Origin of the sequence: Ponticaulis koreensis DSM 19734 (assembly GCF_000420665.1) — a bacterium.
Taxonomy (GTDB): domain Bacteria; phylum Pseudomonadota; class Alphaproteobacteria; order Caulobacterales; family Hyphomonadaceae; genus Ponticaulis; species Ponticaulis koreensis.
In genome coordinates this window covers 1,023,006-1,038,094 of record NZ_ATVJ01000001.1, presented here as the reverse complement: position 1 = coordinate 1,038,094, position 15,089 = coordinate 1,023,006, and the positions used below count along the sequence as shown (strand labels likewise).

At 56.5% G+C, this 15,089-nt stretch carries 15 protein-coding genes; 9 read left to right on the top strand and 6 right to left on the bottom strand.

All coding sequences use genetic code 11. The features are described 5' to 3' along the window. The first annotated feature begins 101 nt into the window (after positions 1-101). The 4 genes from G523_RS0105505 to G523_RS20170 all read left to right on the top strand — a co-directional run bounded on the left by G523_RS0105505 (position 102) and on the right by G523_RS20170 (position 5,738). Positions 102-2,543 carry a PAS domain-containing sensor histidine kinase gene (locus G523_RS0105505; protein WP_022694034.1) on the top strand — a complete coding sequence of 814 codons (2,442 nt, stop codon included), beginning with the start codon at positions 102-104 and terminating at the stop codon, positions 2,541-2,543. A 93-nt stretch (positions 2,544-2,636) separates the two neighbouring features. Further along, positions 2,637-3,998, top strand: coding sequence for a mechanosensitive ion channel family protein (locus tag G523_RS18125; RefSeq protein ID WP_022694033.1), 1,362 nt, complete (start codon positions 2,637-2,639; stop codon positions 3,996-3,998). A gap of 74 nt (positions 3,999-4,072) precedes the next feature. Beyond that, positions 4,073-4,519 (top strand): GNAT family N-acetyltransferase, encoded by a 447-nt coding sequence (locus G523_RS0105495; RefSeq protein WP_022694032.1) that lies wholly within the window; start codon positions 4,073-4,075, stop codon positions 4,517-4,519. 70 nt (positions 4,520-4,589) lie between these two features. Next, positions 4,590-5,738: an alpha/beta hydrolase family protein gene (locus G523_RS20170; RefSeq protein ID WP_051134752.1), complete on the top strand. Its 1,149-nt coding sequence runs from the start codon at positions 4,590-4,592 to the stop codon at positions 5,736-5,738. A gap of 7 nt (positions 5,739-5,745) precedes the next feature. On the opposite strand, the gene G523_RS20165 is transcribed toward G523_RS20170, so the two are convergent. Continuing rightward, on the bottom strand, positions 5,746-7,269 hold the full coding sequence (locus G523_RS20165; protein WP_022694030.1) for a bifunctional helix-turn-helix transcriptional regulator/GNAT family N-acetyltransferase: 1,524 nt from the start codon (positions 7,267-7,269) through the stop codon (positions 5,746-5,748). An 86-nt stretch (positions 7,270-7,355) separates the two neighbouring features. Next, complete coding sequence (locus G523_RS0105480) at positions 7,356-8,576, bottom strand: CaiB/BaiF CoA transferase family protein (protein WP_022694029.1); 1,221 nt, start codon at positions 8,574-8,576, stop codon at positions 7,356-7,358. A 110-nt stretch (positions 8,577-8,686) separates the two neighbouring features. Here G523_RS0105480 and G523_RS20160 point away from each other — a divergent pair, with 110 nt between their 5' ends. Next, positions 8,687-9,619, top strand: a complete 933-nt coding sequence (locus G523_RS20160) for an alpha/beta hydrolase (protein WP_022694028.1) — start codon at positions 8,687-8,689, stop codon at positions 9,617-9,619. On the opposite strand, the gene fghA is transcribed toward G523_RS20160, so the two are convergent. Together fghA and G523_RS0105465 are read right to left on the bottom strand one after the other, a co-directional pair. Further along, entirely contained in the window at positions 9,620-10,465 is an 846-nt protein-coding gene (gene fghA, locus G523_RS0105470; protein ID WP_022694027.1) for an S-formylglutathione hydrolase, read from the bottom strand. Positions 10,466-10,478: 13 nt separating this feature from the next. Next, positions 10,479-11,378 (bottom strand): LysR family transcriptional regulator, encoded by a 900-nt coding sequence (locus G523_RS0105465; protein ID WP_022694026.1) that lies wholly within the window; start codon positions 11,376-11,378, stop codon positions 10,479-10,481. A gap of 97 nt (positions 11,379-11,475) precedes the next feature. On the opposite strand from G523_RS0105465, the gene G523_RS0105460 reads away from it, so the two are divergent. Both G523_RS0105460 and G523_RS0105455 read left to right on the top strand, forming a co-directional pair. Further along, positions 11,476-12,582, top strand: a complete 1,107-nt coding sequence (locus tag G523_RS0105460) for an S-(hydroxymethyl)glutathione dehydrogenase/class III alcohol dehydrogenase (protein ID WP_022694025.1) — start codon at positions 11,476-11,478, stop codon at positions 12,580-12,582. Positions 12,583-12,654: 72 nt separating this feature from the next. Further along, a complete protein-coding gene (locus tag G523_RS0105455) occupies positions 12,655-13,011 on the top strand; it encodes a YrdB family protein (RefSeq protein WP_022694024.1) in 357 nt (118 codons plus the stop codon). Here G523_RS0105455 and G523_RS20835 read toward each other — a convergent pair. Then, on the bottom strand, positions 13,008-13,172 hold the full coding sequence (locus tag G523_RS20835; RefSeq protein ID WP_022694023.1) for a hypothetical protein: 165 nt from the start codon (positions 13,170-13,172) through the stop codon (positions 13,008-13,010). The genes G523_RS0105455 and G523_RS20835 overlap by 4 nt on opposite strands. 168 nt (positions 13,173-13,340) lie before the next feature. Here G523_RS20835 and G523_RS0105445 point away from each other — a divergent pair, with 168 nt between their 5' ends. Together G523_RS0105445 and G523_RS0105440 are read left to right on the top strand one after the other, a co-directional pair. Beyond that, positions 13,341-13,718: a VOC family protein gene (locus tag G523_RS0105445; protein WP_022694022.1), complete on the top strand. Its 378-nt coding sequence runs from the start codon at positions 13,341-13,343 to the stop codon at positions 13,716-13,718. A 50-nt stretch (positions 13,719-13,768) separates the two neighbouring features. Then, entirely contained in the window at positions 13,769-14,674 is a 906-nt protein-coding gene (locus G523_RS0105440; protein ID WP_022694021.1) for a mechanosensitive ion channel family protein, read from the top strand. A gap of 28 nt (positions 14,675-14,702) precedes the next feature. Here G523_RS0105440 and cpdR read toward each other — a convergent pair whose 3' ends face one another. Beyond that, positions 14,703-15,062, bottom strand: a complete 360-nt coding sequence (cpdR, locus tag G523_RS0105435; protein ID WP_022694020.1) for a cell cycle two-component system response regulator CpdR — start codon at positions 15,060-15,062, stop codon at positions 14,703-14,705. Positions 15,063-15,089: the final 27 nt, after the last annotated feature.

The following is a 15,089-nucleotide window of genomic DNA, read 5'->3' as shown; positions in this document are numbered from 1 at the left end:
CCGTAAACATTCATTAACGGGACATTAACTGAAACCGGTCATTTCGTTAAAGTGGCGGAATCTGAAAAGATTCGGCGACTTGTTCGAGACGGAGCGGCTTTATGGCGTTTAGTGCAGATCAGATACCAGTCATGGTGGCTGTCGGAGCTTCAGCTCTGGCGCTGTCTTCCATGCTTTGGTCGCTACGCGTTACAGACGGCCATCGCGGCGCGGCGCGTAAATTCCGCCAGCGCGCAGATACATCCGAAGAACAACTCATTCGTGCCGAAAGTATTTTCGACGCCCATCCGGGCATTATCCTCGTATGGGAAGATGACGCCCTGGACGGCGACGAGGTCGGCTCCCCTGTCGTTTACGGATCACCTGTCGCTCTTGCCGGCCTGCTCCGGTTTACAGATGACTCGCTCTCAAACGATCCGGCCATCCGGATTGTCGAAGGCCTTGCCGATCTGGAAGCGCGTGACGCATCCGGTAAAGACACAACACTTCGCCAGCGCCTGCGCGAACTTCGCCTCTCGGGGTCACCATTCTCGCTGACGCTGATCGGCCCGTCTGGCCGTTTCCTCGAAGCTGATGGCCGCACCGCTGGTGCGCGCGCCGTCATGTGGCTGACGGACTCCACGATCAAAGGCCTCGAAGAAAGCTCTGCACGCTTCCGCATTGAAGAAGCCCGTCAGGTCGTTGCACGCGATCCGACAGCCTTCCTCGACATGCTATCCAAAGCCCCTTTCCCGGCCTGGCGTCTTTCCGGCACGGGGCGACTTCAATGGGCGAACAGCGCATATCTGACCGCGGTTGAAGCGCGTAACCTCGACTCCGCGCTCGAGAAGCAGATCCACCTCGACTCGCAGGTGAATGATCAGGTCAAATCCACGCTGGAAAGCAATTCGGAAATTTCCGAGACACGTCAGATTTCAGTAAATGGCGAGCGCCGTTCCATGCGCGTGCTCACCTTCCCGCTCTCCGGCGGTGCTGGCGCGATGGCGTTCGACGTCACAGACGAAGTCGATGCGCAGGAGACGTTGACCCGTCACGTCCGCGCACACGATGAAACGCTGAACCATATCGATGAAGGTGTGGCGATTTTTGGCGGCGACCGCCGCCTCGTTTATTTCAACCGCGCCTTCTCAAAAATGTGGGATTTGAAAGACAGCTTCCTCATCGAAAAGCCGAGCCATGGACAGGTGCTCGATGAGCTTCGCGCTGGTCGCAAACTGCCAGCCCGTGCCAATTTTGGTGAATGGCGCGCTGAAGAGCTGGCCCATTACCAGATGAAATCTTCAACAGCCGAGGACATCTGGCGTCTGCCGGACGGCCGCACGCTGAAAGTGACCCGCCAGCATCACCCGCTGGGCGGACTGCTTATCCTATTCAAAGATATGACGGACGAGCTGGCACTTGAGAGCAAATACAAAATGCTCATCAAGACGCAGACAGCAACGCTCAACAATCTGCACGAGGCTGTCACCGTGTTCGGCCCGGATGGCCGCCTGCGCCTGCATAATGAAGCCTTCATGCGCCTGTGGGAGCTGGATGCTAAAGATCTTGAGGGCGAGGTGGATTACAACCATCTCTCAGGTCTTTGCACCAAGCTGTTCCACGATCAGGACACATGGGCCAATATTAAAGGCCACATCACCAACCCGTCTTCCGAAGCGCGCCGCGAAACAACCGGCGAGATGAAACGCTCTGACGGCAGCGTGGTGACCTATCTCACCCAGCCTCTGCCAGATGGCGCGACTCTGGTCGCATTTGTTGACATGACCGCAGCTCGCCGCGTGGAAGAAGCGCTCCGTGAGCGCGCCGAAGCCTTCGAAGCGGCCGACAAGCTGCGCACAGAGTTTGTGCGCAATGTCAGCTATCAGCTGCGCTCACCGCTGACGACTATTCTTGGCTACACGCAGTTCCTTGAGAGTGGCCAGGTTGGCGAGCTGAACGAACAGCAATCAGGCTTTGTGGATTCAATCCTGACAGCCTCTAACAACCTTTCCAAGCTGATCGACGATATTCTCGATCTGGCCATGATTGAAGCGCGCCGTCTTGACCTCGACATTTCGTCTGTCGACCTGAAAGAGGTCGTGAACGACAGCATCAACATGATGGTTTCGAACGCCGAGGACACAGAGGTCGAAGTTGTCTGCGAGCTGCAGCCTGACCTTGGCACGATGATGGCCGACGAACGCCGTCTGCGTCAGATCCTGTTCAATCTGATGACGAATGCAATGCGCTTCACAGACTCTGGCGGCAAGATCACTATCGAAGCGCACAAGCAGGACGATATGGTCTGGCTTTCTGTCTCAGATACGGGTGCTGGCATCGAATACGACCAGCAGGCCTCCGTGTTTGACAGCTTTGCATCCGGCGACCGCCGCGGCGCAGGCCTCGGCCTTGCACTGGTCCGCTCTTTCGTGGAGCTGCATGGCGGTCAGGTCATGATGCAGTCGGCACCGGGAGAAGGCACGCGCGTTATCTGCATGATGCCAGCCGATGCCTCCGGCGCGGTGCCACAAGGCGATGACGACGAAATCCGCTCAGCTGCGTAGCCTCGCTGACACCTACCCATCAAAGCCGCTCGAAAGGGCGGCTTTTTTATTGTCGCTTGCGGAACCGTCAGAGAGGGCGCAAGTTTCTTTCCCATGACATCTGCATCCCTGTTTCGCCTTGGGCTTCTCACACTCTTTCTGAGCTTTCTCAGCCCGTTGTCGCTGCAGGCGCAGGACGCCTCACAGACAGATGCGCCCATTTCGCTTGAAGAAGGCGTCCCCGACGATGCAGCTATTCTCGAACGAATTGACGACATTTTCGCCCAGCTTGAATCGCTTCAAGGCATTGAAGCGAGCGTTCAGTCAGGCGTGGTGACGCTTTCAGGCACAACAACGAATGCCGATGCGATAGAGCTTGCTGAAACACTCTCATCCCGCGTTGAGGGCGTCGTTGCCGTTCAGAACCAGATCACCCGTGATGCTTCGGTGACGAACCGCGTCACCCCAGCCATGGACGCCGCGCGCGGCCAGATTGAAGCCTTCATCCGCTATATTCCGCTTTACGCGCTGGCACTCGGCTTATTCGCACTTATTCTTATGGGCGGCTGGCTTCTATCGCGCGCGCAATTCATCTGGCGCACTATTTCGCCCAACCGGTTTGTAGCCGATCTGATTTCCACCTTTGTATTCACACTCGCCTTCATCATCGCCATGATTTCGGCGCTAAGCCTGATTGGCGCGACGGCCTTTCTCGGCACGCTGCTCGGCGCAGCGGGCGTGGTGGGCCTCGCCATCGGTTTTGCCGTCAAAGATACGATCGAGAACTTCACTGCATCGGTCATGCTGTCTATTCGCCAGCCCTTCCAGCCGAATGACCACGTCGTGATCAATGGCGAAGAAGGCCGTGTCATCCGCCTGACATCGCGCGCCACTATCCTGATGACGCTGGACGGAAATCATCTTCGGATTCCGAACGCCAATGTCTTCAAAGGCGTCATTCTGAATTATTCGCGCAATCCGGACCGGCGCTTCAGCTTCATGCTCGGCATTGATCCTGAACAGGACGAAATGGAAGCCGCCTCGCTGGGGCAGGCAACTCTTGAAAAGCTGGATTTTGTGCTCGGCGATCCGCCTGCAGTCGGCCTGATCAAAGAGCTTGGCGCATCGACAACAGACCTGTCCTTCAGCGGCTGGGTCGACCAACGAAACACCGACTTCAATAAAGCGCGTTCGGCTGCGATTTCTGCGGTCAAAACCGCGCTCGAAGCTGCTGGCTTCAGCCTGCCGGACCCGAGCTATCGTATCTCCATTAAAGGCGGCGCCGCCCTTCCGACCCAGCCTGTTTCAGCTGTCGTGGAAGAAATGGACACGTCGGAGGAAACAACTGCGCCGGACAAGGCACCGGATGTGCCGGATACCTCGCCCGATACCTCGCTACAGGAACGTGTCGACGCAGAGCGCCGCGCCAAAGGTGAGGACGACCTTCTGGGCAATGGCGGCGCAAGCGAGCTCTGATCTTTCGTCCAGCTTGACGCCAACTCATCCCGTCCGCATTAGCAATATTCGGAACGAGACAAGAGGGTTAGCTAATGATGAGCCAGTTGGATATTCGACCAGTAGGCGCCGAGGACAAACCCGTCTGGGAGAAACTGTGGACCGACTATCTGATCTTCTACAAATCCGAGCTTCCGCAATCGGTCTATGACGCGACATTTGCCCGTCTCCTCACAGACGAGCTTTATGACCCGCATGGTCTGATCGCCTGGCAGGGCGACACGACAATCGGCCTCACCCACTTTATGCGCCAGCGCCATTGCTGGCGCCCTGAAGACGTCATTTACCTGCAGGACCTCTATGTAAATCCGGACGCACGCGGAACCGGCGCGGGCCGCGCGCTCATTCAGGCGGTTTATGACGCGGGCGACGCGATGGGTTGCCCGACTGTCTACTGGATGACCGAGAACGACAATCACACGGCCATGAAGCTTTATGACCGCATGGCCAAACAGACAAAGTTCATCAAATACCAGCGCTGAGCTGGCCGATCCTCTCTTGCCAGTTTCTCCTAATCGCCCGACAGTTCAGAAAACTCGGGGGAGAAGAAAGATGTTGAAGGTGTTGAAGTGGATCGGGATCATCATCCTGATCGTGCTGGTTGCTGTTATCGCCGCGGTTTCCATTGGCCTTTTCGTCACACGCCCTGCGCCCCCGCCTGAGAATTCAGAAAGCGCGGCGCGGTTGGCTGATGGGCCATATGAGGTTGCAACCAATGAATACATCTGGGTTGATACGACGCGCTCCACCCCGCCAAACGGAGAGTTCGAAGGCGCACCCGATCGCATGCTGCCAACGCGCATCTGGTATCCAGAAGGCGCAGACGGCTCTGCGCCGCTTGTCATCTACAGCCATGGCTTCCGGTCCAATAATGTAGGCGGGGCCTATATCGCCGAATATCTGGCAAGCCATGGCTATGTCGTCGCCGCGCCGCGTTTCCCGCTTTCCAATGGCATGGCGCCAGGCGGCGCGACCATTTCAGATGTGCCGAGCCAGCCGGGCGATGTCAGTTTTGTCATAGACCAGATGCTCGCTCTTTCGGGTGACGAGAAACCCTTCAGCGCCATGCTGGACGCCGATCGTATCGGCGCTGTCGGTCTCTCGCTTGGCGGGCTCACAACCACGCTCACCACTTTTCATCCAGAATGGCGCGATGCTCGGATTAAGGCCGCTGTCTCTATGGCCGGTCCGGCGGATGTTTTCGGCCCTGACTTTTTCACCACCACCGATGCCGCGTATCTGGTGATCTCCGGCACTGAGGATGCGATCGTTCCCCACCGCACGAATGCCGCGCCAATGCCGGACAAACTCTCATCTGGCGGGCTTCTGGAAATTGAAGGCGGCACGCATGCAGGCTTCGCGGACCTCATGTCAGGCATTCCCCGCCTCTTCGGAAATCCGGATGAGCTGGTTTGCTCCGTCGCAGAGTTCGGTACGGGCAGCCACCCGTTCGATGGCATGTTTGGCGGGCCGGAACTCGGCCTGATATCTCCCGATGAATTTGTACCGGCCTGTTCATTCGAACTGGGCGAGGCCATCAGCGCGGGACGCCAGCAAATGATCGCCAAACTCGCTATTCATGCGCTTCTGGAATCGGTCTTTGCAGAAACCGAGGAGACCCGCAGCGAGAATGAAGTCTTCGTCACCGAGACGCTTGAAAACGACTTCCCCGAGCTGACCTATCTGCCAGCCAGGCGTTAAATGCATCCTATAGCGCGCGGTAGACCCGCATAATCTCGGCGCGAACGCGCGTTATAGATGCCTCGAACTCGTCAATGACGAGCTTTTTCGGGAACACGCCTATCTCCCCGAGGCGAATGCCCTGATCTGTATAGCGAAGCTGGACAGTCTTTCCCACAATCTCATCTGATGGCGCGACAACGCTCAAAGTGATCTTCTCGCCGCGTACCTCAGCAAGCCCGACAGCGTCCCCGACAAACCGGATAAGATGCTCACCATCATGGCGGAGCTTTTTCAGTTCGCCGTCGAGGCTTTGAAGATGCTCAATGACGGTATCCGCCGAATGCGCAAGCTCTATGCCATCCGCCACAAAGGTCATGAAGCAAACATCCTGATTGCAGGCTTCGCGCAGCTCCGCGCGCTTCAGGATGTCAGACCGGTAGCCACGCGCAAGCGATAACGGTGCATCCATTTCCGGTGAAAAACTGATTGCAAAACGCTGCGACGGCGTCTCTGCGACGGGCTCGAGGACCGGCTCCGGAGCAGGCGCTTCCGCTGGAACGACCTCAACAGGCGCAGCCGCCTTCACCGACTGGGTATTCATCGGATAGCGCATCGCGACGTTAGCCCGCTCATACTTGGCGGCATACTTCTCCATGATAATGGCGTCATGGCGAAACCCGAATTTCTCATAGAGATGGATCGCGGCTTCGCATTTCTTATTCGTGAGCAGGTGCAGCTTTTGAACGCCCATTTCACGCGCCCGATTGATTAGCGCGACCAGCAGGAATTCACCCGCCTTCTCTCCCCGCTTTGTCGATGACACGCCCATTTTCGTGAATTCGAACGCGCCATCGTCGCCAACCGGCTGCAGCGCGCCAGTGCCGATGATATCGCCGCTCGCATTTCGGACGAACAGAATATCACCGCCCTTATCTATGATATGGCTCTGCGGATCTTTCATTACTTCAATATCCGATGATTCAAGGACAAACATGTCCTCGATCCACTCGGCATTCAGGCGATAAAAGTCAGGCGCAAGCTCTTCTGAATACGGCACGATCTCCAGCCCGCTTTCAGGATGAATACGCTCTGTCAGCGGGCACTCTTCGAGGCGGCGTTCAATCTCAGTCAGCTGGTCGATGACATCACCAGATACATTACGTGTTATATTCTTCGCTGCGCACTCGATCTGCAGCCAGGCCGTGGACTTCAAATGCGCCACAAGGCAGATGCCATCCTCTGTAAGAGCAACATTACGGACACGCTGATCGTCATCATCTGCCGTCAGGCGTACGAGCCCTTTGTCGGCCATACCCGCCACAGTCCGCGTGATTGCGGGCTGCGAAATGCCGATCAGCTCAACAAGCTGGCCAATTGTTGCGTCACCACGCAGATCCAACGCCGCCAGCACCGTATTGAATGCAGGCAGGAGCTTACCGTGTCCGTTGGCTTCGAAGATTTTCGTCGCATCAGCCTGCATACGCTCGGCCAGCCGCTTCATACGGCTGCCAAGAAACAGATAATTCTTTTGCGAGAGGACATCCAGCATAACGCATTCCTATATCATGTTATATAATGCGTTATCGTTATGAATCTGAGAGCGCAAGCAGAAATTATACGTCCAGTGATTTCAGTTTAGATGATGCCTTCGGCTTCAAGCCGTTCAAGTTCGCGCTCGTCCCGCCCGAGGAGCCCGCAATAGATCGCCTCATTGAATGCGCCAGGCTCCGGCGCAGACCAGCGCACATTGCCGGGTGTGTCAGAGAATTTCGGGAAGACATTCTGCATCGGGATGTCACCGAAATACGGGTGAGCAACCTTTGTAATCGCCTCGCGCGCCGCATAATGTGCATCCGCCAACATTTCAGGCCCGCGATAGATCGGCCCGCACGGCACGCCATGTTCCTCGCACGCATCCATGACCTCTTGCGAAGTCAGCTTCACGCTCCAGCGGGAAATGTGCTGATCAAGCTCCTGTTGATGTTCGCCGCGTGCATAGTGATCCTTATAGCGCGGATCGTCTGCCAGTTCAGCTTCACCCATGGCCGCAGCAAGACGCCGCCAGACCGTGTCCTGATTGGCACCGATAATGACCATACCATCCGATGTCGGATAGATGTTGGACGGCGCGACGCCGGGCAGATAGCTGCCTGTACGTTCACGCACATAACCAGCAACGCCAGCTTCCGGAACAAGGCTCTCCATCATGGCAAGGCACGCCTCGTAAATCGCAGAGTCAACGATCTGCCCCCGCCCTGTGACATGGCGATGATGCAGCGCCGCCAGCGCACCGAGAGCACCGAAGGTCGCCGCGAGGCTATCGCCCAGAGAAATGCCCGCGCGACTCGGCATGCGATCTGGCTCACCCATCACATAGCGAAGTCCGCCAAAAGCTTCGCCGACGCTCGCATAGCCTGCTTTTTTAGAATGCGGTCCTGTTTGTCCGTACCCGGACACTCTCACCATGATCAGTGCCGAATTGATCTCTGACAGCACATCATAACCGAGCCCCCATTTCTCCATCGTACCGGGCCGGAAGTTTTCGACGAGTATATCCGATTTGGCGACCAGCTCTTTCAGCATGGCCTGCCCTTTGGCTTCGCGAAGGTTCAGCGTGACCGTCTTCTTGTTGCGCCCGACCACAGGAAACCAGAGCGATTTTCCGTCCGGCTTGGCCTGCCCCCAGTCACGCAGAGGGTCTGGCTGGCCCGGCGGCTCCACCTTGATCACCTCGGCGCCGAGATCACCCAGTAATTGCCCACAGAACGGCCCTGCCAGCAGAACACCAAGTTCGATTACGCGCAGGCCTTTAAGCGGGCCGGTGGCTTCGGTCACAGAGACGGTTTGTTCAGTCATGCACGGCACTTTAGCGCCGCGATTTACCCTGACAATGAGATTGTCGTGACTGCGATAGCGAACTAGTTTGACCCAAACAGAAATTCCGCCAAGCGGATGGGAGGATTATTTTGCGTCACCTGATTTCAGCCTTTGCACTTGGATTGGCGATCAGCGCTGCACCTTTAGCAGCGCACGCACAGGCCGATGCGGTCGCGGCAGAAACAGCCTCATGGGAAGACGTGACCTACGCCAACCCTGAAGGGCTTGACCTGCTCGCGCGGATTTATCGCCCGCAAAGTACCGCAGGCCCGCTACCTGTAGTCATTTCAGTACATGGCGGTGCGTGGGGCGCGTATGATCGCACATCAGGCCGGGTTTATGATCAGGCGCTTGCTGATGCCGGCTATCTGGTCGTGGCAATCGATTTTCGCCAATCACCCGACTATCAGCACCCCGCCGGATCAGCCGATGTGACCGCGGCCGTTCGCTGGGTGCGCCTCAACGCAGAGGCACTCGATGCTGATCCGGAACAGATCGGCCTGATTGGCTCATCCTCTGGCGGTCACCTCGCCCTGCTGGCTGCGGTGCGCCCGAACAACGAAGCCCATCTCGGCACGCCTATTGCGGGCGCGGATGACGGCTTCTCACCACATGACGAGATTGATGCGAGCGTCGACTATGTCGTCGCCATGTGGCCGGTCTCATCGCCGATTACACGCTATCGCTATGCCCAGCGCGCAGGCATCGACCAGCTCGTAACGCTAACGGAACGATATTTTTCTGGTGAGGATGCCATGTGGGACGCCTCGATCCCGCGCATTGTTCAGGCAGGTGAGGCAGAAGATTTGCCGCCTATCCTCGTCATTCAGCCTGGAATGGATTCAAACATCCCGCAGGATATGACATTTGATCTTCTGCAGGCCTGGCAGGCGCGCAGCGGCAAGGTAGACTATGCCTTCTATCCCGGTGCGCCGCATGCCTTCGGACATTACCCATCAGAAAATACCGAAGACATGTTGTCGGCGATCACCAGCTTCATTGATCGTCAGCTTGCTGACTAATTAGCCGAGGCGTTCGGCATGCCATTTCAAATGTTCGGCCATAAAGGTCGAAATGAAATAGTATGAGTGGTCATAACCATCCTGCATCCGGATCTCGGCAGCCTGCCCGGCTGCCGAACAGGCTTCCGCCAGAAGATGGGTCTTCAGCTGGCCTGCAAGGAAGTTGTCGCCCGTGCCCTGATCGACCAGCAGGCCGGTTTCAACGCGCGCACCATCTTCAATAAGTGCTACAGCATCGTATTCACGCCATTTAGCTTTATCTGCGCCGATATAGCCGGTCAGCGCCTTTTCACCCCAAGGACATTGCAGAGGCGAAACGATTGGCGCGAAAGCCGACACAGACTTGTAAACAGAGGGATTTCTAAGGCCAATCGTCAGCGCGCCATGCCCGCCCATTGAGTGGCCGGTAATACCTTGGCGCTCCATATCCGCTGGAAAGTTTGCAGCGATAACCGAAGGCAGCTCGCTCTCAATATAGTCGCGCATCTTATAATGCTCCGTAAACGGATCTTCTGTCGCGTTGACATAGAAGCCGGCGCCAAGACCGAAGTCATATGCGCCTTCAGCGTCATCCGGCACACCTTCACCACGAGGTGATGTATCCGGCGCCACGAAGATGAGACCAAGCTCCGCACACGCTACGCGAAACTCACCTTTTTCGGTGACGTTCGCATGCGTGCAGGTCAGCCCGGACAGATACCAGACCACCGGAAGTTTCGTACCCGGCGCATGGGGCGGCACATAAACCGAGAAGGCCATATCCGTGCCTGTCGCGCTGGAACGATGCTTGTATACGCCCTGCGTACCGCCAAAGGCTTTATTGGTGGAGACTGTTTCGATCGTCATATCATCCTGTCCTTTATTCTGTTTCGAGTGGCGCGCCGCCCATGGCAGGGCCAAGCTCGGCGCGCAAACGTTCGACGAGTTTTTGAACTTTCGGCATAAGGTGCCTGCGCTGCGGATAGACCGCCCAGACAGGCTCTGCAGGTGGCAGGCTTTTCTTCAACAATGGCACGAGTTCGCCGAAGGCAATGCCATCGCGCAGGTAAAAGTCCGGCAGCTGGCATATACCGAGCCCTGCCTTCACCGCTTCAACGACAGCCGAACCTGAGTTGCATTTGAAACGCCCTTTCGGGCGGAACATGACCGGCTCACCATCAACTTCAAACTTCCAGGTCTCAGACGAGCCCATAACGCATTCATGGCTCGCCAGATCTTCTACCGTTTTCGGCTTTTTATGCTGCGCCAGATAAGTGTGAGATGCACAGACCTGCCAGTTGCGGCGCGCAATTAGTGTCTGAATGTATCGCGGGTCATCCATAACACCCGTTCGGATTGCCATATCGAATCCGTCAGCGACCAGATCGCGGCGCTGGTTTGAAAGATCCACGGTCACGGACAGGCGCGGATAGTCCTGCATCAGTGAACGGACGATTGGCGCAACAAAGCGCTCACCCAGTGACACAGCACATGTAACGCGCAGTTCCCCAACCGGTTCTCTGTCACCACCGATTAGCGCAAAGGCCTCGTCGCGGTCCTGAACCAATTGCTCGCAATGCTGAAAGAGAGACCGGCCCGTATCCGTCAGCGACACCTGACGTGTTGTACGGAAAAACAAGGTAGACTGAAGGCGCTCTTCAAGGCGCATTACCGCCCGGCTCACATGTGAAGAGGAGAGGCCTAGAACCTCGGCCGCGCGCTTGAAACTGCCCTGCTGGGCCACGGCGACAAACTCTTCAATACCATCCCACTGACTCAAACTATCCCGTCCTTGCAATTATGCATATTTAATTTAGCTCTTTATTTCATCTGGAGCATTGATTAAACGGTTACCAGCAAAATTACGGAGTGCAAACATGAAAACCCGCGCTGCAGTCGCCTTTGAAGCGAAAAAGCCACTCGAAATTGTTGAGCTGGATCTGGAAGGTCCAAAAGCCGGTGAAGTTCTGGTTGAAATTATGGCAACCGGCATCTGTCACACAGACGCGTACACACTGGACGGACTTGATTCGGAAGGTATTTTCCCGAGTGTTCTGGGCCATGAAGGCGCAGGTATTGTTCGTGAAGTTGGCGCGGGCGTCACAAGTGTGAAGCCGGGCGACCACGTGATTCCGCTTTACACGCCAGAGTGCCGCCAGTGCAAATCCTGCCTCTCCGGCAAAACTAATCTGTGCACGGCCATTCGCGCGACACAAGGCAAAGGCCTGATGCCGGATGGCACATCCCGCTTTTCTTACAAAGGCCAGACCATTTATCACTATATGGGCTGCTCGACCTTCTCCAACTTCACAGTCCTGCCGGAAATCGCAGTTGCGAAAATCCGTGAAGACGCGCCTTTCGACAAAGCCTGCTATGTCGGCTGCGGCGTCACAACGGGCGTTGGCGCGGTGACCAACACGGCCAAAGTTCAGGTCGGCGACAATGTCGTCGTCTTCGGCCTTGGCGGCATTGGCCTCAACGTCATTCAGGGCGCGAAAATGGCTGGCGCGGACAAGATTGTCGGCGTTGACCTCAATAATGCGAAAAAAGAATGGGGCGAGAAATTCGGTATGACGCACTTCGTCAATCCGAAAGACGTCTCAGACGTTGTCGCGCACATCGTTGAACTGACAGATGGCGGCGCAGATTATTCCTTCGATTGCACAGGCAATACAGACGTGATGCGTCAGGCGCTTGAATGCTGCCACCGCGGCTGGGGCACAAGCGTCATTATCGGCGTTGCAGAAGCTGGCAAGGAAATCGCGACACGTCCATTCCAGCTGGTGACGGGTCGTAACTGGCGCGGCACGGCGTTTGGCGGCGCGAAAGGCCGCACAGACGTTCCGAAAATCGTCGACTGGTACATGCAGGGCAAGATCCAGATTGACCCGATGATCACACACGTCATGCCGCTCGAGAAAATAAACGACGCGTTCGATCTGATGCATGAAGGCAAGTCGATCCGCTCTGTTGTGACTTTCTAAGTCACGCGCGGTCGGATTAGTTTAAAGGAAGCCGCATACTGAGAAGTGTGCGGCTTTTTTGCGGGGGACACTATGAATCTTCTTCTACGCTTCTGCCTTGAGCTTGCGGCTCTTGCCGGTATCGGCTTAGCCGCCTTTCAGGCAGGCGAAGGAATGATTGGCTACGCGTATGCTATCGCCGCTGTACTCCTCGCGGCCATAGTGTGGGGCGTTTTCAATGTTCCAGATGATCCAAGCCGGTCTGGCAAGGCACCAGTGCGCGTCTCCGGCCCGGTTCGACTGGCCATAGAACTTACAATCCTGCTTGGCGGATCACTGTCCTTCCATCTTGCCGGACATGCATGGATAGCTCTTTCCCATGCTGCGCTGATCGCGCTGCATTACGCCCTTTCAGCTGAGCGGCTTCGCGGGCTGCTAAAGCAGGGCTAAGCCTTCATACCCCAGGCCAGCGCAAGGAAGCCTATGCCTGTTACCAGAGGTGGCAGCATGACGTTCGGCATTGGCGCCAGGCCAAGCGCAATCATCACAATGCCCAGCACACCAACAGTGTACATAACTGCTTTCTTCTTTTTGCTTTCGATCAGTTGCATGAGGTCGCTCCGTTAGATCTGGTTTCGATCTACCAACGCCTTCCGCCGCAATGGGTTCACCGGAAACAATGCCCCTTCACCTCACGGTATGGCTGGACAATCACACCGCACTCGCGAATATCAACGTTGGAACAGGCCTGTATGGGCCTGTCAGTATAGGGAGAGACTATGTTCAGCCATATGATGGTCGGGTCCAACGACCTCGATAAAGCCAAGGTATTCTACGACGCACTTTTTGAGTCTCAGGGCGGTAAGCCGGGCATTCTCGATCCGAAAGGCCGTCTGGTCTATGCCCACAATGGAGCCGTTTTCCTCGTCACCAAGCCAATTGACGGCAATCCGGCGACAATCGGCAACGGGTCTACGGTCGGCTTTGCTATGGAGACAACCGAAGCTGCCGACGCATGGCACGCGGCCGGCGAAAAAGCGGGCGGCACACCGATTGAAGACCCGCCAGGCTGGCGCGAAGGCGGCGGTATGAAGCTTTACCTCGCTTATCTGCGCGACCCTGACGGCAACAAGCTCTGCGCGCTCTGCCGCGGCTAACAGGTTTCGGGCGGTTCGGAACCCTGCGCAGATTCCTGCATTAGTCATGCATGGAAAACTCTGCAGAATTTGAACCGCTCGCCCTTATCTGGGGCACAATTCTTTCGCTATATCAGGGCCTGATCTCCCGCCTGCCGCAGATCGGCCTCGCACTGATCACGCTGGTTGCCATTCTGGTGGCAGCGACAATCATCCGCAAAGTCATCACATCAATCATGAAGCGCGCACGCACGCGGAGCGCCCTCATAAGGCTTGCAGGTAATCTGATTGTTATCGCATCGTGGATCATCGCGATTGCTGTTGCTGTAACGATTGTTTTCCCATCCATTACGCCAGCTAACCTGATTGCGGGTCTCGGTCTGACGACTGTCGCTATCGGTTTTGCGTTCAAGGATATTTTCGAGAACTTCCTCGCTGGCGTCATCATTCTGGCGCGTAAGAAAATGCGTATTGGCGACGTGATTGAAGTCGACGACGTATTCGGACGCGTCGAAGACATTCAGATCCGAGAAACGCATGTTCGCGACACATCTGGCGAGCTGATCATTGTTCCAAATGCCCACTTGTTCAAAAACCCTGTGGAAGTGCAGACAGACCAGCCCCTACGCCGACAGGATCTCGTCGTGGGTGTCGATTATGACGCTGACATGCGTCAGGTGCGCGATACTTTGCAGAGAGCATTGGATGGCTGTGAGACGGTCGATCGCACGAAGGATACCGAGGTGAAGTGTGTCGGCTTTGGTGGTTCGAGTATTGATTTCAAACTGCTCTGGTGGGCAGACAGCCAGCCTGCCAAACAGCGCAACACCTATGATGAAGTCGCATTCGCCGTGAAGGACGCGCTTGATGAAGCGGGCGTTACCATCCCGTTCCCGCAGTCCACGCTATCGTTCCGCGAGGAAGCATGGCCGGTACGCATTGCGAACCGCGAAGGCCGCGACCAACCGGCAGACTAATAAATTTTGGAGAAGACCTGGTGGCGGCTCAGGCCGCCATCACACGTTCCACTTCGTCGACAAGCTCGCGAAGGTGGAATGGCTTGGAGAGGATTTTCGCGCCTGCAGGTGTGTTTGCCTTGTTAGACAGTGCGACAGCCGCAAAGCCCGTAATGAAGACAATCTTCATAGCCGGATCGAGTTCCGCGCCGCGGCGCGCCAGCTCTATACCGTCAATGCCAGGCATCTGAATATCGGTGAGAAGCAGATCGAAGACTTCACGCTCAAGCGCGGTCAGCGCGGTGTCGCCATCCTCAAACGCCTGCACTTCATGACCGGCACGGCGCAGCGCCGCAGTCAGAAAGCTGCGCAGGGAGTCATCATCTTCAGCAAGTAGGATTTTTGTCATTACGAGACCTGTATTCCACCGAACCCT

Excerpts from the sequence above, each read along its gene's own strand:
- G523_RS0105505 (WP_022694034.1), top strand. The coding sequence starts at position 102 with ATGGCGTTTAGTGCAGATCAGATACCAGTCATGGTGGCTGTCGGAGCT.
- G523_RS18125 (WP_022694033.1), top strand. The coding sequence starts at position 2,637 with ATGACATCTGCATCCCTGTTTCGCCTTGGGCTTCTCACACTCTTTCTG.
- G523_RS0105495 (WP_022694032.1), top strand. The coding sequence starts at position 4,073 with ATGATGAGCCAGTTGGATATTCGACCAGTAGGCGCCGAGGACAAACCC.
- G523_RS20170 (WP_051134752.1), top strand. The coding sequence starts at position 4,590 with ATGTTGAAGGTGTTGAAGTGGATCGGGATCATCATCCTGATCGTGCTG.
- G523_RS20165 (WP_022694030.1), bottom strand. The coding sequence starts at position 7,269 with ATGCTGGATGTCCTCTCGCAAAAGAATTATCTGTTTCTTGGCAGCCGT.
- G523_RS0105480 (WP_022694029.1), bottom strand. The coding sequence starts at position 8,576 with ATGACTGAACAAACCGTCTCTGTGACCGAAGCCACCGGCCCGCTTAAA.
- fghA (WP_022694027.1), bottom strand. The coding sequence starts at position 10,465 with ATGACGATCGAAACAGTCTCCACCAATAAAGCCTTTGGCGGTACGCAG.
- G523_RS0105460 (WP_022694025.1), top strand. The coding sequence starts at position 11,476 with ATGAAAACCCGCGCTGCAGTCGCCTTTGAAGCGAAAAAGCCACTCGAA.
- G523_RS0105455 (WP_022694024.1), top strand. The coding sequence starts at position 12,655 with ATGAATCTTCTTCTACGCTTCTGCCTTGAGCTTGCGGCTCTTGCCGGT.
- G523_RS20835 (WP_022694023.1), bottom strand. The coding sequence starts at position 13,172 with ATGCAACTGATCGAAAGCAAAAAGAAGAAAGCAGTTATGTACACTGTT.
- G523_RS0105445 (WP_022694022.1), top strand. The coding sequence starts at position 13,341 with ATGTTCAGCCATATGATGGTCGGGTCCAACGACCTCGATAAAGCCAAG.
- G523_RS0105440 (WP_022694021.1), top strand. The coding sequence starts at position 13,769 with ATGGAAAACTCTGCAGAATTTGAACCGCTCGCCCTTATCTGGGGCACA.
- cpdR (WP_022694020.1), bottom strand. The coding sequence starts at position 15,062 with ATGACAAAAATCCTACTTGCTGAAGATGATGACTCCCTGCGCAGCTTT.